Genomic DNA, 21,813 nt, shown 5'->3' with positions numbered 1-21,813 from the left:
CAATATTGAGGATTGAGGCGGGTAATTGGTAATGGGTAATGGGTAATGGGTAATGGGTAATTGGTAATTGGTAATTGCCTTTTGCCTTTTGCTTTTTGCCTTTTGATACTTTAAGTTTGATTTTTGTTAAATCTGCAATAAATTAGCGAGAAATTGGGGTAATGGTAACACAATCAACAACAATAAAACCATTGACATTAATCCCATAAAATCCCGTTTATTATCTAATTCAGTAACATCATTTAACGCAGGTTCATCACTTAAAGGAATGAATATTAAAATAATAGCCCACAATAAAAATTCCTCTCTAAGCAGCGAAAGTATTAGTAATGATAATCTGGCAACTTGACCAATAATAACAGCAGTACGTTGTCCAAACATAGCATGAACAATGTGACCCCCATCTAATTGTCCGACCGGCATTAAATTTAAAGCCGTGACAATTAATCCTAAAAAACCTGCTACTGCAACTGGATGTAAATCAATAGCTGATTTTACAGTTAATTCACTTCCTAAAGCTAATTTAGAGAGTAAAGCTAATAAAATCGAATATTTAGGATCAAGTGCATTGGGGTTTAACATTCCGGTTTTTTCCGGTAAAGCTACTATTTCTGAATTAGCTAAACCCCAGATTAATAAAGGTATAGTTACAATAAATCCTGCCAAAGGTCCAGCAATACTCACATCAAATAAAGCCTTACGGTGAGGTATGGGACTTCGCATTGTGATAAAAGCGCCGAATGTTCCCAAGAAAAAAGGTACAGGAATAAAATAAGGTAATGTAGCGCGAATTTTATAGAATCTCGCTGTTAAATAATGTCCTAATTCATGAGTAGCTAAAATAGTCATTAAACCTAAAGCATAAGGTAAACCTTGAAAAAATAATGTGAAATCAGATTCTAGTTGTGCGACTTGAAAACCCGCAATTTTCAGCCCGACAAAGGTGGTACTAACTAAGGTTGCTATTAACAATACCAATGCTAACCCCGGTTGAGTAATTTTTTCTGCATCTTGTTGGTTATTTTGTTTAGCTGCTTGAGAATTAGGAACTAAAACAAAAAATGGTTTATCATTTACTCCTTCTTGAAATATAACTAAAAAGCGATCGCCAAATTCCTTTTCAATATTAGCTTTAATTTCTTCGTAAGCTGCACTAGCCATAGTTCGCAAATGTCCTCGACAAATAATCGCTTGGGGACGATATTCGATTTTTTGGATAAAATATACAGACCAGGGAAAACAAGTTCGCAGTTGTGCTTCTTCTGCTAAGTCAATAGGACGAACTGGTGGTGTTTCTACTGTAGAATTACGGGAATTATTAGGAGAATTATTATTTGGTTGAGATTGATTTTCTTGAGATTGATTTTCTCGATTTACAGGTAATTGTCTGCCAGAATTAAACAATACCCAATACAATAATAAACAAATCACTGAAACCGAAATAATTAGTGCTGAGGGGGGTACTTGTTTGACACCATATATCAGAGTCCAAGCAGTAGATATAAATGCCGGTGTCATTAAAACTAGCCACAATAACCACACAGGGGTTCTTGTAGCCCGTGCGACACTGTACTGCATTAGTAAATAAGTTAATAACCCCAGAACAACGAAAAACCAAAATGTCATATTATTTACACTATAATTAGATAGAATACCTTACCTGTAATTTCTATTAAAGATTTTGATGCTTAATTGAACAGTAAAAAGCTTATTTATTCCCTTTAACCGTCACCAATCTTACTGATAAATTCACTCTCAATGTCACAACACAAATAATTTAAACACTAGACTATTCTCCAGCGTCTTCTTATTTGATACTATCGTAAATTTGACAGTATTTGATCTTTTGGATTATTTTCTGGATTATTTTTTGGAGAGCATTTATTTGCTAAACTCCCACCTAATTAGTTTCAACCAAAACTGAAAGAAATTATACATTAATCATAATTTTCACGAAACATTGAATATTTTGCTTTGTCAACATCCTTTTCCCTTTACCCTGTCTCTAAAAAGTTATTGACAAATTTCCCTAAGTGTGTTGGTAAAGTTGGGATAAGATATAGCCGCTGCTTCAGCACGGTGAATAGTAGTTGTACCAGTAGCATTGAGAGCAGCTATACTCAAACTCATGGCAATACGATGATCTGTATGGCTATCTAATTCAGCACCTATTAAGGGAGTACCACCAGTAATTTCCATACCATCAGGTAACTCAGTAACTTTTGCACCCATTTTATTGAGTTGTTGTGCCATCACAGTAATGCGATCGCTCTCTTTAACTCGTAACTCCTCCGCATCTCTAATAATTGTTGTTCCTTGGGCAAAAACCGCTGCCACTGCTAAAATCGGAATTTCATCAATTAATTTGGGAATAATATCACCAGCGATGGTACAGCTTTTTAAACCACTGGAACGGACGCGGATATCAGCTACCGGTTCTCCCGCGACTTCCCGCTGATTTTCTAGTTGAATATCTGCTCCCATGAGTTCCAAAGCTTCTAAAATACCAGTGCGGGTGGGATTCACACCCACATTTTCCACTACCAGATTTGAACCAGGAACTATCGCACCAGCAACTAACCAAAAAGCCGCTGAACTTATATCACCGGGTACAATTACCGTTTGTCCGTAGAGTTTCGCCCCACCAGTGATAGTAACGCTATTGCTGTCTGTATCTATACTCAATTCCGCTCCATAAGCTCTTAACATCCGTTCACTGTGATCTCTTGATAAAGCCGGCTCTGTGACAGTGGTTTTTCCCTCAGTATTTAAACCAGCCAGGAGGATACAGGATTTCACTTGAGCCGAAGCAATGGGAGAATGATAATGAATCGGTTTTAGGGCTTGTCCTTGAATGGCTAGGGGTGCTAGAGTATTTCCTTTACGTCCCCAGATTTGCGCTCCCATTTGCTGTAGCGGTTTGACGACACGGGACATGGGACGCGATCGCAAAGAACTGTCGCCTGTGACTGTAAAAAATCGTCCTGGATGGGATGCTAATAACCCTAACATCAACCTCATGGTTGTTCCAGAGTTACCAGCATCTAAGACATCTATAGGTTCTTGGAAATTGCCCAAACCGATGCCTTTAACTGTGACTAATTCTGTATTTAATTCCGAAATTTCCGCACCCAAAGCCCGAAAACAGGCGGCTGTGCTGCGGGGATCTTCCCCTAAAAGTAGCCCTTGAATTTGAGTTTCACCCTCAGCGATCGCACCTAACATTAAAGCTCGATGGGAAATAGATTTATCTCCGGGAACACGGATACTTCCCTGGAGAGATAGGCCAGCTAAGGGTGGCTGAATAATTAAGTGATCAGAAGAGTTTGCTTGAGTTTCTAAAGTAATCACAACAGCCGACATCAGTATATAATGGCTTTAAAATAGATATAAAAGCTAAACAGTAACTTGATTAATTGTCACTATAGGCTTTCAATTTAGGATCTTACCGTCTTTTGGTAACTATTGTCGGCGTTGCATAATTGAATTATGGGAATTATGTTTCCCTTGAATTTTTCTCTCCAATTGCAGAAAGCAAAATTCCTTTATATGGTACAATAGCTGACTGCTAATTGAAAAGATTTTGACCATGATAACTTGGTGTTCTCTATTAATACAACGGTGGGGTAGGATGACAAAGTTTCTATCCTTATTCTGTTTATGTCTACTATTGGTGATTAGTTGTACTCCTAGACAACAAACAAATACACCATCATCTAGTATTGTTAATACTCCTGGAGGTGATGGTCGAATCACCATAGGAACAACGGCAAAACCAAGAACTCTTGATCCTGCTGATGCGTATGAATTGGGGTCTTTGAGTTTAGTATTTAATATGAGCGATCGCCTGTACACTTATGAACCAGGTAGTACAGAAATTAAACCACAATTGGCAACAGCATTACCAAAAGTGAGTGCAGATGGTTTAACCTATACTATTCCTATTCGCCAAGGAGTCCTATTTCATGATGATACTCCCTTCAATGCCAAAGCAATGGAGTTTAGCCTGCAACGCTTTATCGAAAACAAAGGTAAACCATCTTTCCTACTTTCCGATACCGTAGCTTCAGTTAAAGCCACAGGAGAGTATGAATTAACAATTAAACTGAAAAAACCCTTTGCAGCTTTTCCTTCCTTGTTAGCATTTTCTGGAGTCTGTGCGGTTTCACCAAAATCATATCAAATTGGGGCGGGAAAATTTAAACCGAATATTTTTGTAGGAACTGGTGCTTACAAATTAGCCAAATATGGAACTGATTCCTTAAAGTTTGATGTATTTGATAAATATTGGGGAACAAAACCCGAAAACAAAGGTGTAAATGTCCAAATTCAAACCAGTGCAGTCAACTTATTTAATGCCTTTAAAACTGGTACGCTAGATGTAGCTTATCTATCCTTACAATCGGATCAAATTCAGAGTTTAGAAGCCAGTGCCAAAAAGGGAGATTGGCAAGCTATATCTGCTCAAGGTAGTGTAGTTACTTATATGACCTTAAATCGCAATCAAAAACCTTTAGATAAAGCAGAGGTGAGACAAGCGATCGCATCATTAATTGATCGTAAATTATTAAATGATCGGGTATTATTATCACAGGCTGATCCTCTTTACAGCATGATTCCCACCACCTTCAACGTTTCCCAACCATTGTTTCAAGATAAATATGGTGATGGTAAATTTGAAGAAGCCAAAAAATCCTTAGTTGCTGCTGGTTTTTCCAAAGAAAATCCGGCAAAAGTGCAAATTTGGTATCCTGCAAGTTCAATGACTCGCAGTTTAGTCGCCCAAACCTTAAAATCCCTCGCTGATACTAAAATGGATGGTATTTTGCAATTTGAAGTTAAAACCGTCGAAGGTGCAACTTTCTATAAAGAAATTTCCAAAGGTTTATATCCCAGTACCTTAACTAATTGGTATCCAGACTTTTTAGATCCAGATAACTACGTACAGCCATTTTTAGCCTGTGAAAAAGGTTCAGTTGCTAAAGGTTGTGAAACCGGCGGTAGTCAAACTCAGGGGTCATTCTATTATAGTGAAGCTATGAACAAACTCATAGATCAACAACGTAAAGAACAAAATCCTGAAACTCGGAAGAAAATATTTGCCGACATTCAAACCCAAGTATTAACTGATGTTCCCTACATTCCTTTATGGCAAAGCAAAGATTTTGTATTTGCTCAAAAAGGCGTAGTCAATGTCAATCTTGATCCCACCCAAAACCTAATTTACAAAACAATTAAAAAGTAGGAAATAGGTGACAGGTGACAGGTGACAGGTGACAGGTGACAGGTGACAGGTGACAGGTGACAGTTAATAGGAGATAGAGAGAAGTTTTCTTCCTTCTTATTTCTTTCATTCTTCATTATTCATCCTGACTCCTGAACTCCTGAACTCCTGAACTCCTGACTCCTGACTCCTGACTCCTGACTCCTGACTCCTGAACTCCTGACTCCTGACTCCTAACTCCTATAAAAAATATGTCCCGTTCTAAAGCATTACAGTATTACATTGTTTCCCGGTTACTTTTTGCGCCACTGCAACTATTAACTGTCATCACCATTGTTTTTCTTTTAATCAGAGTTTTGCCAGGAGATATCGCAGATTCAGTTCTGGGAGGAAGAGCGCCAGAAAGCGCGAAAGAAGAATATAGAAGAGAGCAGGGTTTAGACTCACCAATTTGGTTACAATATCTCAAATATCTAGGTGGTTTACTTCACTTTGATTTAGGAACTTCTGGAATCAGTCGGGGACAAAATGTTAGAGAAATAATTGGTCAATATTTTCCAGCCACAGTAGAATTAGCATTTGCAAGTATGGCTGTGGCGCTGATTGTCGGCGTTTTAGTGGGAACTATTTCCGCTTCTCGTCCGGGAACTGGTTTTGATATTGGTGGGCGTTTATTTGGGATTATTACCTACGCATTACCGATGTTTTGGGCAGGTATGTTATTACAATTAATTTTCTCAGTTCAACTCGGTTGGTTTCCCAATTCTAATCGCTTTCCCCCTAATCTTCCCGCACCCACAAATATCACTGGTTTATATACAATTGATAGTTTATTAAGTGGGAATTTAAGTCAATTTTTCATATCTTTACATCATTTAGCTTTACCAAGTTTAACTTTGGGAATTTTACTCAGTGGAATTTTTGAGCGCATTGTCAGAGTTAATTTAAAACAAACATTAAAAGCTGATTATGTAGAAGCGGCTAGAGCGCGGGGAATCTCTGAAAATAAGATTTTAGTCTCCCACGCCTTAAAGAATGCCTTAATTCCTGTAATTACCGTTTTAGGATTAACATTTGCTTCCTTATTGGGTGGGGCAATTTTAACAGAAGTAACCTTTTCCTGGCCTGGTTTAGCCAATCGTTTATATCAAGCTATTTCTGATCGGGATTATCCCACAGTTCAAGGTGTGTTAGTATTTTTTGGTGCAATTGTTGTCACTGCGAGTATTTTAATTGATATTCTCAATGCTTATGTAGATCCGAGAATTAGATATTAGAGGATGTTTTAAAGGTTTTGGGCGAATATAATATGGTTTCGCAAGGCCAAAAGCGAACACTACTACACAAGTAAAGTCCACCTACGTGGACTAATAAATGGGGGCGGTTTGTCGTCCTCTGGATTATTTTTTTACGAACCACTCTACGCACGAAGGACACGGAGTTAATGAACCACGAAGAAGCGAAGGAAGTTTAAGTTGACTGATGAAGTCAGAAAAGAATAGGTAAAAAAACATGAATATTCATTATATAATTAGTAAATTATTTATTTGAAGACCAATGGAACATAATCAGGATGACTCTGTTAAGGTTGATGAAATAGCCAAACTTTTAGCAAGAGTTAAACCCCTAGAAGTCTATCCCCACGAAGAAGTATTAGCAACAATTCTTATTCAGCAAGCTTTCGATAATGCAAAACTAACTTCTACTGCACCTGGACTATCACTAGCGGCTGCATTTGATTTAATTGTCGCTGCTGAATACTATGGAAAACTCGCTAATAAAGGATGGCTTTACTGTCCAAATGATAATTCTTCTCTTTTGATTTATCCATACACTAATGCTTGTCCAAGATGTATTTTACAGGGCAGGTTTTCTTTTCATCATGCAAATAAGCCTCCATCTGGAACAATTGGCAAAACAACAAGTCGGTTATTGTGTGTATTTTTAAAGCACTTATTTAAAATCAATTCTCAAGATTTACAAATTTATCATGGTATTGAACCTATTGATGTCATCATTTATGATGAAAAGGAGAATATAGTTTTACTTTCTGAAGTTAAGGCTGCTCCACTTACTACTTTACCGTTAGCAGTACCCGTTGAAATACAAACTGAATTGGGAGAGGACGGTGAATTATTATATCGTTCACATTCATCTACAGATAATTCTTTTCTTACTTCGTCCAATTTACATATTATTCTTCCTAATTTGGAAGATCAGGTATATAAATATGAACTTATAAATTTAGGAATTAGAGGAAATAATAATTCCTCAGTATGGATCTATGAGCAAATGGGAGCAGCTTTTAATAAAGATAATCAACTGTTCTCTCGTTATTTCCAGTTTTGGAGTATTGCTTATTCTGCATATAATAAAGCTGCTAGGGGTAAGGGAAATTTACCCGAATCTGTCTATTGGTTAACTAATGCTTGCGGACAACCTATTCCTAGACCTGTAAATTGGCCTCAAAGAAAAAGTGGTGAAGGGTACGAATCTATTTCTGATACTAAATCTAGTGTGGGGATGGATAGAACTGATGATATTAAAAAAGGAATTTATCAAGTTTTAAAAATTGCTGCTTCGGAAAAGCCAAAGCATAGTAAAATAACAGTGAAAACTACTCTGCTCTCTAATATTCATGCTGTACGTCACTATAATGATTATTTGCTTGAACTTCAAGATATTGTATGGACAATAGATGAAACAAGACAAGCAAAAATAGTCGCTGATTTACCACCAGAAAAAGAAATTTTTAATCTCTTTGATGGTATAATAACCTTTACAGAAAGTCATATAAGAGATGAATGTATTAAGCAAAAATTTAGATTTTAATATTTCCTTACAAGTGATTTCAAATCATATTGCTAGGCGAGTAGGGGAGGATGTCCAAAAAAGAATTAATGCTCTGAAAATAGGGCAAAAAATGCAAGATTTACCTGAAGAACTTTGGCACGAAAGTTTTAAATTCTATGTAAAACATGATCCTAACCGACAAGGTGGACCAAATTTAAGGATGATTCGTCTTGATCCTGAAAACCCTTCATTAACGGTTACAGGTTATATTTTTAATAAGTTTGTTCATCCCTATGAAGATAGATTTATTACTGTACGTGAAGCGGCTCGTTTACAAGGATTACCTGATGATTTACAGTTGCAGGGAACTTTAACAAGTAGTCAGCTTCAGGTTGGTAATGCTGTTCCAGTTCCACTTGCTAAAGCTGTATTTCAACAATTAGTTAAACAAGCTAATTTATTAGGATTTGAAAATCGTTCTCTGAAAGCACTGAGTTTATTTAGTGGTGCTGGAGGTATGGATATTGGTGCTGATTTAACACAGGGTATAGAAACTAAAGTAGCCGTTGATAATTGGGGTGATGCTTGTGCAACTTTAAAGGGTTATTTTGGCGAACACATTCAAGTGATAGAAAAAGATATTTCTACTATTCAAGACCCGTTAAGCTTCTGGCAAAATGTTTCTGGTGAAATTAATAAACCTGATATTATATTTGGTGGACCACCTTGTCAGACGTTTAGTCAAGCTGGTAAACAAAGAGGTTTGCAAGATAAAAGGGGTGGGATGATTTATGAGTTTTTCAGGTTTATTGAATGTTTACACCCTGCTTTTTTCGTAATGGAAAATGTTTCTAATTTGAAGGGTTTAGGAGGTGGAAAGCTATACCAAGAAATTTGGATAAATATGATTAATTTAGGTTATAATGTTTCGTCTGGTGTTCTTTTAGCGGCTGATTTTGGGACTCCTCAATTAAGAAAGAGATTGTTTTTTATTGGTTGTCGAAAAGATATTGGTATTATTGATTTACCCTTACCTACTCATAGTCCTAAATTTGAATTATTTGGATTATTACCGTATTTAACGGTAAAAGAAGCATTTGCTAATTTACCAGATGCAGAATTTAGTGGTTGTAAATGAATATTTTTGACTTCGCGCAAAGATTTTCAAGGAAGAACTCAAAAAATCTAAACTGTAAATAAATAAAGCGGGTGGCGGGAATCGAACCCGCATTATTAGCTTGGAAGGCTAAAGTTTTACCACTAAACTACACCCGCAAATTTCTAACTCTATCACTATAACATGGATTTTTTAAAAGCGCAAGCATTTATTGGGAATTTATTGGCTCAATTTTCAGTTGGAGACGAATATATAAATTGCTCAGGTCTGGTTTTGATCCATCTTGATTATAACCAGCAATAAACCTCTCTTGTGCAAATATCTGATTAATTGCTTGCTCGTAAATGCTTCTTTCCCCAGAAAGTACCTCCGGTTCAATGGTGATAATTTCTGCTTGTTTAAAGTATCCATTACTATCAATTATTAGACTAGTCAATATATTTGCTGATTGAATGATTTCGTCCCCAGGAAGTGAAATAAGCTCTATTTCCTTGTCTGTACTTCCTTTGTATTCAGCAATAACGTCCGGTAAACCATCTGCTCTGATTTGTCCTTTTTGTATTAATTCATTTATTTCTTCTCTCAGTATAGGAGTAATAGTAGCGATCGCTCCTCCTTGATTTACTGTTGGGGAGGGTTCTGAGTTAGAATTTAAAGGAGGTTCTACTGCGGGAGTTGGGGAATCAGCGGGAATGTCTGAGGGTAGAACAGTTTCCTTACCTAGTATAACTTCTTGACGACGATGCCAAGGCAGTTCCCGTTCTGGAATTATTGGTGTTGTTTCTGGTGTTGCATTGGTAGGATATGATTGTTGTCTAATTAGTGGTTTTATCACTTCGGGTTTTATCACTTCGGGTTTTATCACTTCCGGTTTTAGCACTTCCAGTTTTAGCACTTCCGGTTTTAGCACTTCCGGTTTTATCACTTCCGGTTTTAGCACTTCCGGTTTTATCACTTCGGGTTTTATCACTTCCGGTTTTTGATTTTTATGCTGTTGTGGTAAATTATCACTAGGATTTATCTCACTATGATCCTGATTGCTGTCTGTAATGGCTGATGATTTTGGTGAAAGTGAAAAAGAAGACTGTTGTTTAACCTTTGGAGTAGTTGATTTTGGTTTAATTATAGATTTTTGTTCAGAAGAAATCTCCAGGAAGTCAATAGGGACAGAACTTTGATGAGACTGGGGAAACCAAGCTGGAAACTCATCAGTAGAACGTATTAACCAAAATACTAACAGATGAATAGACACAGAAGCAATAGATACAACAATCCACAACCAAGCTGGATCAGTATGTCGTCTAAAATTTTCAGATTTATTTGAATAGTTATCTATAACCGTTGGTATCATTTTAATTTAAAAGTTAGATATAATTAAAATAGCATTTGAGTATAGCTGACAACAGTTTAGAGTATAAATCAAATTAATCCCTAACTAGCTTTGAAATCCTGGTTTTTTCACCCTCCCCACCACCAATTAAGCTCAAAAACTGGTAATCTATCTGTTGGACTACTTCAAATTCGTGTAGCTACACCTGATGATGTGATGAGTATCGCCCAAATTGTCGCTGAAAGTTTTCACTCCCAAAAGGGTTTATGGGGTTGGGCTTTTCCTTTATTTCGTTTGGGCGTTTACGAGGATTTAAGGTATCGTCTCCAGTTTCCCACGCATCATCATGTTTGTTTGGTTGCTGTTGATACTACCACTAAAGATCATGAAATCATGGGAACTATAGAAATGGGTGTGAGAACCAGTAATTCTTGGTATGGTATCAGCAAATGTTTTCCTTACTTGTCTAATTTAGCAGTTCACCCTAATTACCGGAGATTGGGTGTGGCTTCTAGCTTGCTAATTCACTGTGAGCAAATTTCCCAAGAATGGGGATTTCAAGACTTATATCTCCATGTTTTGGAAAATAATCATCAAGCTCGTCAGCTTTATTGTAAGTTAGCATATCGGGTGTATAAAGTCGAATCTCTTTGGAACGCGCTTTTACTTAATCGCTCACGGGAGATATTGCTACATAAACATCTACATCTACGATAAAGCTGCTTGTATACGTTCTATTGTGCGATTGTTCTCTGCGGTTGTACCAATGGTGATTCTTAACCCGTTGGGTAGAAGTCTGATTAATGTACCTTGACTTCTAAGCTTTTGGTTGAGATTCGTTAAAATGTGATCTTCTGCGTCCTGATAGCCAGGTTTAACACGCAAGTAAATAAAGTTAGCTCTGCTGAGTGTAATTTCTAGGATTGAGTGTGCTGATAAGGCTGTAATTAGTTTGGTTCTTTCATTCAGGGTTTGGGGAATTAACTGTAATAAAAGTTGCCGATTTTCCAAAGCCATGAGAGCGGAAGCAATGGAAAAACTAGGAAGATTGTAAGGAAGACGGACTTTTTCTAAAATAGCGATCGCTTGTTGATGTGCGATACAATACCCTACACGCATGGCTGCAAGACGGAACGCTTTGGAAAAAGTACGTAATATTATCCAGTTAGAATGTTGTAATAATTCCGCTGCTAGGGTAGTTTGGCTAAATTCAAAGTAAGCTTCGTCAATGACTACTAAAATCTCTTCTGGTAAACTTTTCAACCATGTTATTTCCGCTGCTGTTAAGCAATTAGCTGTAGGGGAATTGGGGTGGACGACAAAAACGACGCGAATGGGGGGATTTTGGGTTTGTATAATTGCAGATTTTGCGGCTTCTAAATCAGTTTCAAAATTGTGTTCATTTCTCCCAATTGTCACCACAGAAATTCCCAAAGTTTGGGCTAAAATTGCATACATTGAGAAAGTAGGATTAGCGACTAAAATAGAACCTTCTCCTCCTAAACAAGTCGCAATTAATAGGGATCTAATTAATTCATCAGAACCATTACCAATGGAGATATTAGCAGCAGTGAAAGTTGAATTTGACAGATTTGCTGATTCATTAACATATTCAGCTATAGCATTTTTCAGAGATTCATGACCACCATCTGGATAACGATTAGTTTCGATAATTTGTTGATAAATAAAAGCTAATTTTTCTTTGATTTCTGGTGGTAGATCTAAAGGACTTTCATTAGTATCTAATCTGTCAAATTGGATATTAACTGGTTCAGTGCTATCACTTCCGGGGTGAGGTTTGTAAGCGTTAAGTTGGGATAAATCAGAGCGAATAAATTTGAGATTTTGCATTGGTAATAGTAAAAAGGTCTTAATTAACTTTTATTGTTCATAATAGCTGACAAAATAGAGAAATTTCTTGCCAAATTTCTTGACTAACATTCCCTAAAGCGTGATCACTATTGAACTCTTTTAATTCTACCCAAGAACGGGAATTAGAAAAAGAGCGACTAGCCTGGACAGGGATTACTTTATCATATTTACCATGTAAAATCAAGGTCGGGAGGGGACGTTGTAATAAATCTTCTGAATATTGGTGAGCATCCTTAACAAAGTTATAATGTAGAGGGAGTAATTGTTGATAGCCATAATGGTAAATCATCATATATTTTGTTAATTCCCATAATTTTAATCCTGTTCCTAATTTTGGTAACCAATGGGATAAAAAACCGAAAGCTGGTGCTAATAAAATTAGTCGTTTTACTTGTAAATATTCTTGTGCTATGTGAGCAGATATCAAACCTCCTAAACTAGAACCAATCAGGGTGACAGGTTGAGAATCTGGAGGAAAATTAGTAGTAACTTGTTGAATTTGTCGAGTTATAGTTAAATCAGAAAATCCACCTCTATTTAAGTCAGGAATAGACATTGATATTTGGAGTTGTGATAATCTTTGTTGAATATCTTGGGCTTTTTTTGACTTAGGACCAGAAGCGAAACCGTGAAGATAGAGATAATTCATAATTAGGGAGTTTTTATGGGATTAATTACAGAATCTATCACAGTATAAACACAGGAAATAGCGATCGCATTACCAGTTAATTAAGGAAAACCAGCTAATAATATATCATAGTCAGGAATATCATTTTCATCAACTTTTGTAATATCTCCCGTAGGTATTTCTCCAAAGTTTTCTAAATAGATTTTTTGAGTATCTAAATCAATATCACTACCAAAAACACATTCCCAGGGAAGATTATAATTAGGACAAATCCTGTCAAGTGCTAATCTAAACGCACCCGTACCACTAAATAAGGCTATAAATTTTATCATGATCTAGCGTGTGAATACCTCTTTTTCTCTACCTCTGCTTCCTCTGTGTTCTCTGTGGTTCGTTCAAAAAAAATCCGTTCACAACCCACCGAGAATTACTATATTTATGAAACTAACTCAAAGAAACAAGACTTACCCAATTAAAATAATACAGGGGTTTCCGCTCTTATGAGGTACATCTTAAGCCCCCTCCTCGCACCCCCCTCAATCCCCCCGCAGCGGGGGGAAGAAAAGGATAAACTTTTGATATTGGAGGGGGTTGGGGGTGGGGTTATTGTACCTCATAACATCGGGAAGTGCTGTATTAAGCGATTGTAGTCAGGACTTTAGTCCTATATTGTCAACGCTACAGAAGATTTAGGTTGAAGCTTTGGGTACTTAATTAAACGGTGCGTTAGGCTGTTGCTAACACATCATATAAAGTATGTACTTAATTAAACGGTGCGTTACGCTGTCGCTAACGCACCCTACAAAATAGACAACAAATACTATCTCATAGTGACAAATTCCTCTGCTGCGGAGGGGTGAATACCCACAGTAGCATCAAAATCAGCCTTAGTTGCACCCATTTTAACAGCTATAGCTACACCTTGAATAATCTCTGCTGCATTGTCTCCCACCATGTGAGCGCCTAAAATCTTATCAGTTTGATTATCTACAATCAATTTCATCATGGTTTTTTCTTGCTTACCCGCTAAAGTGTAATACATTGGGCGGAAATTGGTACGATAGATTTTAATATCATCACCATACTTTTCCCTAGCTTGAGACTCTGTTAAACCCACAGTAGCGGCTTCTGGAGTGGTAAATACCGCTGTGGCCACGGTTTCATGACTAAATTCCCGACGGTTATCACCAAATTCACTATCAGCAAAAGCGCGTCCTTCACCAATAGCAACCGGAGTTAAATTTAGTCTGTCCGTAACATCACCAACAGCAAAGATATGAGGTTGACAAGTTTGACTATACTCATTTACGGATATAGCATTGGAAATACTGTATCCTGGTTCTGCTTCTGAACTGGGAACACAGTCGAGTTGAGCATTTTCTAAACCTAGTCCTTCAATATTGGGACTACGACCGGTTGCTACTAAAAATACATCAGCAATAATTGGTTCTTGATTTTCTCTAGATAAGGTTAATTTTAACCCTTCTGTTACTTTTTCTATGGCTGTAACTTCGGTATTTTGAATAATGCGAATACCATGATTTGTCATTCCTTCTTGAATACTAGTGCGGATATCTTGGTCAAAACCATTTAAAATTTGTTCCTTACGAATAATTTGTGTAACTTCTGAACCTAAACCGCGCATAATACAAGCAAATTCACTCCCAATGTAACCGGCGCCAATAATAGCGATATGTTTCGGTTGAGTTTTCAAGTGAAAAATCTCATTAGAGGTAATAGCGTGTTCTATACCTGGTATTTCTGGTTTTATAGGACGACCACCGACAGCAATTAAAATTTTATCTGCTGTATATTTGTTACCATTAACTTCAACTGTATGAGGGTCTATAAAGGTAGCACGACCAGAAATTAATTTTACACCAGCTTTTTCTAAAAAACTGATATGTAGTTTTGAAAGTCTGTTAACTTCATTATCTATAGATGTAATAAAATGTTCCCAATCAAATTTTACATCTCCTACTGTCCAACCATAACCTGCTGCTTCTTGAAATTGAGCAGGAAAATGAGAACCATACACCATAAGTTTTTTAGGTACACAACCGCGAATTACACAAGTACCACCAACTAGATCATATTCAGCAATTGCTACTTTTGCACCATAACTAGCTGCGCGTTTAGAAGCAGCTAAACCACCTGAACCAGCACCAATGACAAACAGATCATAATTAAAGCTCATAATTCTCTACCTCTTTTAGCCAAACAATTAACAATGTATCGTAAATTATTAATAATGTATCATATCTTATTGACAATGTATTGTTAGCACTTGACATTGTATTGCAAACAGTTGACAATTGAATACTATTAATAATTACTGATTAATGATCATGAACTACTGACTATTGACTAATAACTAATCCAATCACTCCAACTACCAGCGTACAGTTTAGCGGTAGAAATTCCAGCTATTGCTAAAGAAAGTAGATTTACACAAGCTGTAATACCAGAACCACAATAAACTAAAATTTCTTTAGTTGTATCTATATTTTCCCAACGTTGAGATTGTTGTAATTGAGAAAGTATTTTACCAGAAGAATCAGTTACTTCTTGCCAAGGATAATTAATAGCGCCAGGAATATGTCCAGCGATTTTATCAATTGGTTCTTTTTCTCCAAGATAACGTTCTTTTTCTCTAGAATCTATTAAAATTACATCTGGATTATTTTGACAATTTTTTACATAAGCAAAATCTACGACTTGATCTTTTTGTACTTTGGGAATAAATATTCCTTTTTTAGAAATAGGAATGACATTTGTAACTTCATAACCTGCATTTTTCCAACCTGAAAAACCACTATCTAAAACAGCTACTTGTTCATGTCCTAAATACTTTAATAACCACCATAAACGAGAAGCAAAAGCTAAACGAGAATCATCATAAGCTATTACTAAAGTTTTTTGAGAATTTATACCAATTGCTGCTAGTTTTTCGGCTAATTCTGTAATATTAGGTAAAGGATGTCTTCCTCCATGTTCCTTTACAGGACTAGATAAATCTTGATTTAAATCTAAATAGTGAGCATTGGGAATATGATCAGTATGATACTGCTGTTTTCCTAATTGTGAATCATTTAAAGAAAACCGACAATCAATAATTACAACATCAGAATTGTCAAGATGATCAAATAGCCATTGTGAAGAAACAGTAAATTGATTTATCATGATCATAGATAATGGTTAATAAGTAATTGACAACTGACTTTTTTCTTGATAAAATGTCAAATTTAGAAGATTTTACACCACAACAAACACAAGATGGTTCTTTTACTTTCTTTTCTAAAGAATTTAACGAAGCCTTTCACAGTCACTATGGAGCAAAACAGGAGAGTTTGCTCAAGTTTGTGATTCCCACTCAATTACCAATATTAGCAAAGACGGGATTTGTGCGATTGTTAGATATTTGTTATGGTTTAGGATATAACACAGCAGCGGCTTTACAGACAATTTGGGAAATAAATCCTCATTGTCATGTAGAAGTGATAGGCTTAGAAATAAATTCCGCAGTCCCCATAGCAGCAATTACCAATCAGTTATTTGATGGTTGGGACGAAAAATATATAAAACATATCAAAGTTTTCAGTCAAATAGCTTTTGAGCATGAAGTCAAAATAGATCATCTTCAAGCTACCTTACTCATTGGTGATGCTAGGAGCTTGATTTCACAAGTATATGAATCCGGTTTTCAAGCGGACGCAATTTTTCTTGACCCTTTTTCACCCCCCCAATGTCCGCAATTATGGACTGTGGAATTTATCAAAAAAGTATCAGAGTGTTTAGATAAAAATGGATTAATTGCTACTTATTCCTGTGCGGGGGCTGTACGGACTGCGTTCTTAACTGCTGGGTTGGTTGTAGGTTCGACCTCACCAGTAGGAAGACGCACGCCGGGGACAATAGCAGGATATCATGAACATGAAGAAAAATCAAGTAAATCATCTTTTTTGGCTCTTTCCCCAGCAGAAAAAGAATATTTACTAACTCGTGCTGCTATTCCTTACCGAGATCCTACTTTAAGGGATTCTGCGGAGGATATACTAAAAAGACGACAACAAGAAGTACAAGCTTCTTCTCTAGAATCAACTTCACAATGGCGCAAAAGATGGTTTAAATCAGGAAATAATAAATAATGATCACAGAAAATATTAGTATAAAAAATAGTTGCAGTCATGTGATTATAGTATTAGTAGAACCAGCAGGTCCGTTGAATGTAGGTTCAGTGGCCAGAGTGATGAAAAACTTTGGCTTATCTAAATTAATATTAGTCAATCCTCAATGCGATCGCTCATGTTTTGATGCTATAAAAATGGCAGTTCATGGTAAGGATATTTTAGGATCTGCGGTCATAGTAGACACATTACCACAAGCATTGCAGGGCTGTGTTCGTGCCATTGCTACCATTGGTCGGGACTACAGTGGAGAAATACCTTTAGAAAACCCGCGCACGGCTTTACCTTGGTTATTAGAAACACTAGAAAAGCCCGTAGCTTTGATTTTCGGGAGGGAAGACAGGGGGTTAACCAATGAAGAATTAAATTATGCCCATAAATTAGTGTTCATTCCCACTAGTCCAGAATATCCATCTTTGAATTTAGCGGCTGCGGTTGCCATTTGTTGTTACGAATTGTCACAATGTAGTAGTATCTTCATAGAAGATAATAAAAGCACTGTAGAAATTGCTCCCTTAGATGCAGTGGAGGCATATTATCAAGAATTGGAATCATTACTGCTGGCCATAGGTTATCTTTATCCCCATACCGCAGCTAGTCGCATGGAAAAATTTCGCCATTTATATAACCGCGCTTACTTACAAACTGCGGAAGTGGGAATGTTGCGGGGGATTTTACGACAGGTACAATGGGCAATTAATAGGACAAAATAGAGTCATGTTTTAGATAGTAAAAACCTTTATCTGTAACCTGGGTGATTATCAATTGCCCAAAAAGATCAATATAGTGTAAAGTAGATACAAAACTAATACTTAGTTTTAGACGGTAAACTAAGTATCATGGTGCATCAATTAACAATCTGGGTCGAAGGTGACAAGGAGTACCTATGTCAGAATCAAGTGAGAAACTGATACTTATATCACGGGGACAGCCAGTACAGCGTCGCCGGCGTAAACGTGCGGTTTCAAAGACAGGACAAAAAAAAAGCAGTCAGCAGCCAGTTTCTAGCCCAAGAGAAGCGGGAAAAGTAACACGTCTAGATAATCATATCAGTCCGGCTATGATCTCGGATGGGGGGCGAAAACCAGCATCACAGGTGATGGTGTATCCAGGAGTTAAACCCGTACCTCCGGTCAAGAAAAATACTCAATTTTCCCAAAGTGGGACTGTGAGGTTAAGGACTGTACCCATAGAAAAGTCAAAAATAGAAAGAAAAGGATCACGCAAGACTAGGTTAAAACCCATGGCCAAAGTCATGTTATATGCCTTACGCTTTTTGATCGTTGGGGTAGGCATTGGTGCGATTGTCGGTACTTTGTTGTCAGTTCTAGACCCTGCTAGTCGCATTAATTCAGTAGCGGTATTATCTCAAGCTTCATCACCTCAAAAAGACCCTGATTCTGCTAGAACGGGTTTATATCTATCCCAGGAAATTACATCTTTAAAAGATACGCTGCAAAGCCTCCCTGCTACTAATTCTGACTTAACGCCGGGGGTATTTTTATTAGACTTAGATAATGGTGCTTATGTAGATATTAATGGTAATAGGAGTTTTCCGGCCGCTAGTACAATTAAAATCCCGATTTTGATGGCTTTTTTCCAGGATGTAGATGCGGGTAAAATCCGTTTAGATGAAATATTAACTCTGGAAAAGGAAATGATTGTCGGTGGTTCAGGAAATATACAATATCAAGCTCCAGGCAGCAAGTACACGGCTCTTGATCTGGCGACAAAAATGATTACAATTAGCGATAACACCGCGACAAATATGCTAATTGCTAAATTGGGAGGACAAGAGGCTTTAAATGGGCGTTTTCGCAGTTGGGGACTAACAACAACGATGATTCGTAGTCCTCTCCCAGATTTACAAGGGACTAATACCACCAGTCCGCGAGAATTGGGGAATTTAATCTCTATGGTCAATCAAGGTAATGTGGTGACTATGCGATCGCGTGATTCAATGCTTAATATTATGAGCCGGACGGAAAGAGATAATCTTTTACCTGCTGGTTTAGGAAAAGGCGCAAATGCGTATCACAAAACTGGTGATATTGGTACAATGTTAGCAGATGCGGGTTTGATTGATGTCCCGACGGGTAAGCGTTATATTGCGGCTATTATGGTACAACGTCCAAATAATGATCCTCGTGCTGCAAAATTAATTAGTTCTATTTCCAGTTCTGCTTATCAATACTTCAGCCAAGCTACAGTACAACCTAGTAATTTTACTAATAATCAACCCAATCAACCTGTTCCTAATTATCAAGTACCGATTCAACCTGTTCAACCTGTTCAGCCTTTTATTCAAGCCCCGATGATCAATCCAAACGCACCGAATGGAATGGTTAATAATGTACCCATGGGTACTTATCAAGCCCCGATGATCACCCCCCAATATTATCCACAACAATAGACAAAAGGAAGAAGATATAGCGATAGCGAATCCCTGTCTAATGAAGTACACAGTAATTTATTCCCTGTTCCCTGTTCCCTGTTCCCTTACAGTTTTTGATATCGCATTCCCGGAAGTTGGGTAACTAAACCCATAAGTTCTAACTGCAATAAAGAACTGGATACTATTGCAGCATTCATTCCTGTTTTTTGAATGATAAAATCAAAAGATAAAGCATCAATGGCTAAAATATTTATTATCTGTTGTAATTCTGGTGCTAAGTTAGGTATAGGAGGAGATTTAACTAAAGGTGTTTCTGTTTCTATATCTATTTGGGGAATTGCTCCCAACATGATTAATAATTCATTAAGTTGATGATTAATTAAACCAGCACCTTGACTAATTAATTTTAAACAACCCTGTGATGGTTGATCATCAATTTTTCCCGGTAAAGCATAAACATCTCGATTAAATTCATTAGCATAGGTAGCTGTAATTAAAGCACCAGATTTTAGAGGTGCTTCCATAACTAATACCGCACGACTCAAACCAGCAATAATTCGATTTCGACGGGGAAAATGGGTGCGGTTCGGTGGTGTTTTCGCAGGATATTCACTAATTACTATCCCAGATTTCAAAATCTGTTGATATAAATCTCGATTTTTATGGGGATAAATAACATCTACACCAGTTCCCATAACTGCTATTGTTCTTCCTCCCGCTTTCAATGTTGCTGAATGACTTTCGGTGTCTATTCCCTCGGCCATACCAGAAACAACAGTAAAACCATTTTTGGCTAATGCGGTACTAATTTGACGAGTCCATTTAATTCCGTATTCTGTGGGTTGACGAGTTCCCACAATTCCTACCAGAGGTTTTTGTCCTGAATTTTCCTGTAAATCAATTACACCTCGATAATACAACAGCGGGGGTGGAGTAGGAATTTCTCGCAATAGTTGGGGATATTCTGGGTCTGCGGGTGTCCAAAAATGGGGGTTTATTTGTTGGTGTTGGGTAAGTAGTTGTTCGGGGTTTAAACGGGATTTTTGTTGAATAACTTTTTCTAAGGTCTGAATTCCAAAACCTTCGACTTTTCGCAATTCTCCGGGACTGGCTTTCCAAGCTGTTTCTAAATTACTAAAGTGCTGTTGTAATCTTTGTATTAGTATTGGACCAACACCAGAAATTTGTGACCAAGCTAACCAGTATTTACGTTCTTCTATATTTGACATTTTTGCATATTTAACCTTTTCTAATTAGGTTGGCGTTAAAAATTGTCGTTATGACAAGGGAACAGGGAACTCTTAACTGGGAACAGGGAAGAAGTTTTGGGCAACTTTACTTTTCGTTACTTATGTCGGTTTTTTTCCGTTCACCTACTTTCCTACAAATTATCTGAAGCAGCGGAAAACGAACCACAGAGGCACAGAGAAAACGGAGAAACAAAGGTCTAAATTCATACTAATTAGGGTGATTCTAAATCGCGGTTACACAGATAAAACCTACCTGCGTGGGTTGGAAAAGCTTGATTTTCTGTGAGTCCGCGCGGGGTGACTTGGTTTGTGTAGTAGTGTATTATATTCGCTAAAAAGTTTTCAAACATCCTCTAAGATATTTTTGTGGGTGGTTGACTGTTTTTTTATTGGGAAGTCTTTAAATGTTGCTTTTTTAAATAATCAAATACTGATTTATCTCCAATGTCGGGAGGAATAGGTTGAATGATTTTCCGCACCGCAAAAATTAAAAAGCAAATTGTCCAAATTGCTAATAAAATCTGTTCGGTTTGGGTAGATAAAATTCCTGTTAAATGTCCCAATAACAATATAGGAACTATGGGAGTTAAGATCTTAGTTTCTAAACGATTAAAGCAAAAACCTTCTTTAAAATAAATTCCTGTTAAAGCTGCAAAAGTGAAACCAATACCTAATATAGTCAATGGTTGATTATAAATCGTAATTGCAAAAGCTTGACTATCACTATGGGCGAAAATTAAAGCAGAAATGCTACCAATTATCCAGAAAATTTGCAAAATTTGGTGCAAAAATTTCATATAAATATGAATAGTTAATAAACTAATACCAAGTGCGAGACTAAAACAGGTGTAAATAGGTGTAATAGCTTGAATTACAGCGGGTTGGGGAGAAATTAAAACTAAACTACTACCCAGGGAAAAACACAATGCTGCGATCATTAATCCTGTACGATAGATTATCACACTTTGGAGATCGCCGTGAGTAATTGTAAACTCCCCAAATTGTCCTTGATATCTT

At 37.0% G+C, this 21,813-nt stretch carries 18 protein-coding genes and 1 tRNA gene; 8 read left to right on the top strand and 11 right to left on the bottom strand.

Going from position 1 to position 21,813, the window contains the following annotated elements; all coding sequences use genetic code 11:
• Positions 1-126 precede the first annotated feature (126 nt).
• Both ACIR310F_RS0119020 and aroA read right to left on the bottom strand, forming a co-directional pair.
• On the bottom strand, positions 127-1,626 hold the full coding sequence (locus ACIR310F_RS0119020; protein WP_028085185.1) for a site-2 protease family protein: 1,500 nt from the start codon (positions 1,624-1,626) through the stop codon (positions 127-129).
• A gap of 387 nt (positions 1,627-2,013) precedes the next feature.
• Positions 2,014-3,363 carry a 3-phosphoshikimate 1-carboxyvinyltransferase gene (gene aroA / locus ACIR310F_RS0119015; RefSeq protein ID WP_028085184.1) on the bottom strand — a complete coding sequence of 450 codons (1,350 nt, stop codon included), beginning with the start codon at positions 3,361-3,363 and terminating at the stop codon, positions 2,014-2,016.
• Positions 3,364-3,631: 268 nt separating this feature from the next.
• Here aroA and ACIR310F_RS0119010 point away from each other — a divergent pair, with 268 nt between their 5' ends.
• The 4 genes from ACIR310F_RS0119010 to dcm all read left to right on the top strand — a co-directional run bounded on the left by ACIR310F_RS0119010 (position 3,632) and on the right by dcm (position 9,155).
• The gene (locus ACIR310F_RS0119010) at positions 3,632-5,245 is read left to right on the top strand and encodes an ABC transporter substrate-binding protein (protein WP_051289753.1); all 1,614 of its coding nucleotides are present in this window, start codon (positions 3,632-3,634) and stop codon (positions 5,243-5,245) included.
• Between the two features lie 230 nt (positions 5,246-5,475).
• A complete protein-coding gene (locus tag ACIR310F_RS0119005) occupies positions 5,476-6,501 on the top strand; it encodes an ABC transporter permease (RefSeq protein WP_028085182.1) in 1,026 nt (341 codons plus the stop codon).
• Positions 6,502-6,781: 280 nt separating this feature from the next.
• A complete protein-coding gene (locus tag ACIR310F_RS0119000) occupies positions 6,782-8,056 on the top strand; it encodes a hypothetical protein (protein ID WP_028085181.1) in 1,275 nt (424 codons plus the stop codon).
• On the top strand, positions 8,025-9,155 hold the full coding sequence (gene dcm / locus ACIR310F_RS0118995; protein WP_028085180.1) for a DNA (cytosine-5-)-methyltransferase: 1,131 nt from the start codon (positions 8,025-8,027) through the stop codon (positions 9,153-9,155). Before ACIR310F_RS0119000 ends, dcm begins: the two co-directional genes overlap by 32 nt.
• A 66-nt stretch (positions 9,156-9,221) precedes the next feature.
• Here dcm and ACIR310F_RS0118990 read toward each other — a convergent pair.
• Both ACIR310F_RS0118990 and ACIR310F_RS0118985 read right to left on the bottom strand, forming a co-directional pair.
• Positions 9,222-9,292: transfer RNA gene (locus ACIR310F_RS0118990), tRNA-Gly, on the bottom strand.
• A 50-nt stretch (positions 9,293-9,342) separates the two neighbouring features.
• Positions 9,343-10,485: a hypothetical protein gene (locus ACIR310F_RS0118985; RefSeq protein WP_028085179.1), complete on the bottom strand. Its 1,143-nt coding sequence runs from the start codon at positions 10,483-10,485 to the stop codon at positions 9,343-9,345.
• A gap of 90 nt (positions 10,486-10,575) precedes the next feature.
• On the opposite strand from ACIR310F_RS0118985, the gene ACIR310F_RS0118980 reads away from it, so the two are divergent.
• Positions 10,576-11,181, top strand: coding sequence for a GNAT family N-acetyltransferase (locus ACIR310F_RS0118980; RefSeq protein ID WP_028085178.1), 606 nt, complete (start codon positions 10,576-10,578; stop codon positions 11,179-11,181).
• On the opposite strand, the gene ACIR310F_RS0118975 is transcribed toward ACIR310F_RS0118980, so the two are convergent.
• The 5 genes from ACIR310F_RS0118975 to ACIR310F_RS0118955 form a co-directional block, all read right to left on the bottom strand.
• Positions 11,173-12,315, bottom strand: coding sequence for a histidinol-phosphate transaminase (locus ACIR310F_RS0118975; RefSeq protein WP_035368518.1), 1,143 nt, complete (start codon positions 12,313-12,315; stop codon positions 11,173-11,175). The two genes, ACIR310F_RS0118980 and ACIR310F_RS0118975, sit on opposite strands and share 9 nt — an antisense overlap.
• A 37-nt stretch (positions 12,316-12,352) precedes the next feature.
• On the bottom strand, positions 12,353-12,985 hold the full coding sequence (locus ACIR310F_RS0118970; protein WP_028085176.1) for a YqiA/YcfP family alpha/beta fold hydrolase: 633 nt from the start codon (positions 12,983-12,985) through the stop codon (positions 12,353-12,355).
• 80 nt (positions 12,986-13,065) lie between these two features.
• Complete coding sequence (locus tag ACIR310F_RS0118965) at positions 13,066-13,296, bottom strand: DNA cytosine methyltransferase (RefSeq protein WP_028085175.1); 231 nt, start codon at positions 13,294-13,296, stop codon at positions 13,066-13,068.
• A 488-nt stretch (positions 13,297-13,784) separates the two neighbouring features.
• The gene (gor, locus tag ACIR310F_RS0118960; protein WP_028085174.1) at positions 13,785-15,161 is read right to left on the bottom strand and encodes a glutathione-disulfide reductase; all 1,377 of its coding nucleotides are present in this window, start codon (positions 15,159-15,161) and stop codon (positions 13,785-13,787) included.
• A 170-nt stretch (positions 15,162-15,331) separates the two neighbouring features.
• Complete coding sequence (locus tag ACIR310F_RS0118955; protein ID WP_028085173.1) at positions 15,332-16,147, bottom strand: sulfurtransferase; 816 nt, start codon at positions 16,145-16,147, stop codon at positions 15,332-15,334.
• Positions 16,148-16,200: 53 nt separating this feature from the next.
• Between ACIR310F_RS0118955 and ACIR310F_RS0118950 the strand changes: the two genes are divergently transcribed.
• From ACIR310F_RS0118950 to ACIR310F_RS0118940, 3 genes are all read left to right on the top strand, one after another.
• A complete protein-coding gene (locus ACIR310F_RS0118950) occupies positions 16,201-17,112 on the top strand; it encodes a tRNA (5-methylaminomethyl-2-thiouridine)(34)-methyltransferase MnmD (RefSeq protein WP_028085172.1) in 912 nt (303 codons plus the stop codon).
• Positions 17,112-17,864, top strand: a complete 753-nt coding sequence (locus tag ACIR310F_RS0118945; protein WP_035368516.1) for an RNA methyltransferase — start codon at positions 17,112-17,114, stop codon at positions 17,862-17,864. The genes ACIR310F_RS0118950 and ACIR310F_RS0118945 overlap by 1 nt, the downstream gene beginning before the upstream one ends.
• Positions 17,865-18,037: 173 nt before the next feature.
• A complete protein-coding gene (locus ACIR310F_RS0118940) occupies positions 18,038-19,564 on the top strand; it encodes a serine hydrolase (RefSeq protein WP_028085170.1) in 1,527 nt (508 codons plus the stop codon).
• 86 nt (positions 19,565-19,650) lie between these two features.
• On the opposite strand, the gene dprA is transcribed toward ACIR310F_RS0118940, so the two are convergent.
• Positions 19,651-20,775: a DNA-processing protein DprA gene (gene dprA, locus ACIR310F_RS0118935; protein ID WP_028085169.1), complete on the bottom strand. Its 1,125-nt coding sequence runs from the start codon at positions 20,773-20,775 to the stop codon at positions 19,651-19,653.
• Between the two features lie 407 nt (positions 20,776-21,182).
• Positions 21,183-21,813, bottom strand: a 631-nt coding sequence (locus tag ACIR310F_RS0118930) for a DUF2301 domain-containing membrane protein (protein WP_028085168.1), incomplete at its 5' end; no start/stop codon positions are given.

It is taken from the genome of Dolichospermum circinale AWQC310F (assembly GCF_000426925.1).
Classification (GTDB): Bacteria; Cyanobacteriota; Cyanobacteriia; order Cyanobacteriales; family Nostocaceae; genus Dolichospermum; species Dolichospermum circinale.
The sequence above is the reverse complement of the archived record's forward strand: the minus strand, read 5'-3'. Positions and strand labels throughout refer to the sequence as shown.

Excerpts from the sequence above, each read along its gene's own strand:
- ACIR310F_RS0119005 (WP_028085182.1), top strand. The coding sequence starts at position 5,476 with ATGTCCCGTTCTAAAGCATTACAGTATTACATTGTTTCCCGGTTACTT.
- dcm (WP_028085180.1), top strand. The coding sequence starts at position 8,025 with ATGAATGTATTAAGCAAAAATTTAGATTTTAATATTTCCTTACAAGTG.
- ACIR310F_RS0119000 (WP_028085181.1), top strand. The coding sequence starts at position 6,782 with ATGGAACATAATCAGGATGACTCTGTTAAGGTTGATGAAATAGCCAAA.
- ACIR310F_RS0118940 (WP_028085170.1), top strand. The coding sequence starts at position 18,038 with ATGTCAGAATCAAGTGAGAAACTGATACTTATATCACGGGGACAGCCA.
- ACIR310F_RS0118965 (WP_028085175.1), bottom strand. The coding sequence starts at position 13,296 with ATGATAAAATTTATAGCCTTATTTAGTGGTACGGGTGCGTTTAGATTA.
- ACIR310F_RS0118945 (WP_035368516.1), top strand. The coding sequence starts at position 17,112 with ATGATCACAGAAAATATTAGTATAAAAAATAGTTGCAGTCATGTGATT.
- ACIR310F_RS0119010 (WP_051289753.1), top strand. The coding sequence starts at position 3,632 with ATGACAAAGTTTCTATCCTTATTCTGTTTATGTCTACTATTGGTGATT.
- dprA (WP_028085169.1), bottom strand. The coding sequence starts at position 20,775 with ATGTCAAATATAGAAGAACGTAAATACTGGTTAGCTTGGTCACAAATT.
- ACIR310F_RS0118975 (WP_035368518.1), bottom strand. The coding sequence starts at position 12,315 with ATGCAAAATCTCAAATTTATTCGCTCTGATTTATCCCAACTTAACGCT.
- aroA (WP_028085184.1), bottom strand. The coding sequence starts at position 3,363 with ATGTCGGCTGTTGTGATTACTTTAGAAACTCAAGCAAACTCTTCTGAT.
- ACIR310F_RS0118955 (WP_028085173.1), bottom strand. The coding sequence starts at position 16,147 with ATGATAAATCAATTTACTGTTTCTTCACAATGGCTATTTGATCATCTT.
- ACIR310F_RS0118985 (WP_028085179.1), bottom strand. The coding sequence starts at position 10,485 with ATGATACCAACGGTTATAGATAACTATTCAAATAAATCTGAAAATTTT.
- ACIR310F_RS0119020 (WP_028085185.1), bottom strand. The coding sequence starts at position 1,626 with ATGACATTTTGGTTTTTCGTTGTTCTGGGGTTATTAACTTATTTACTA.
- gor (WP_028085174.1), bottom strand. The coding sequence starts at position 15,161 with ATGAGCTTTAATTATGATCTGTTTGTCATTGGTGCTGGTTCAGGTGGT.
- ACIR310F_RS0118970 (WP_028085176.1), bottom strand. The coding sequence starts at position 12,985 with ATGAATTATCTCTATCTTCACGGTTTCGCTTCTGGTCCTAAGTCAAAA.
- ACIR310F_RS0118950 (WP_028085172.1), top strand. The coding sequence starts at position 16,201 with ATGTCAAATTTAGAAGATTTTACACCACAACAAACACAAGATGGTTCT.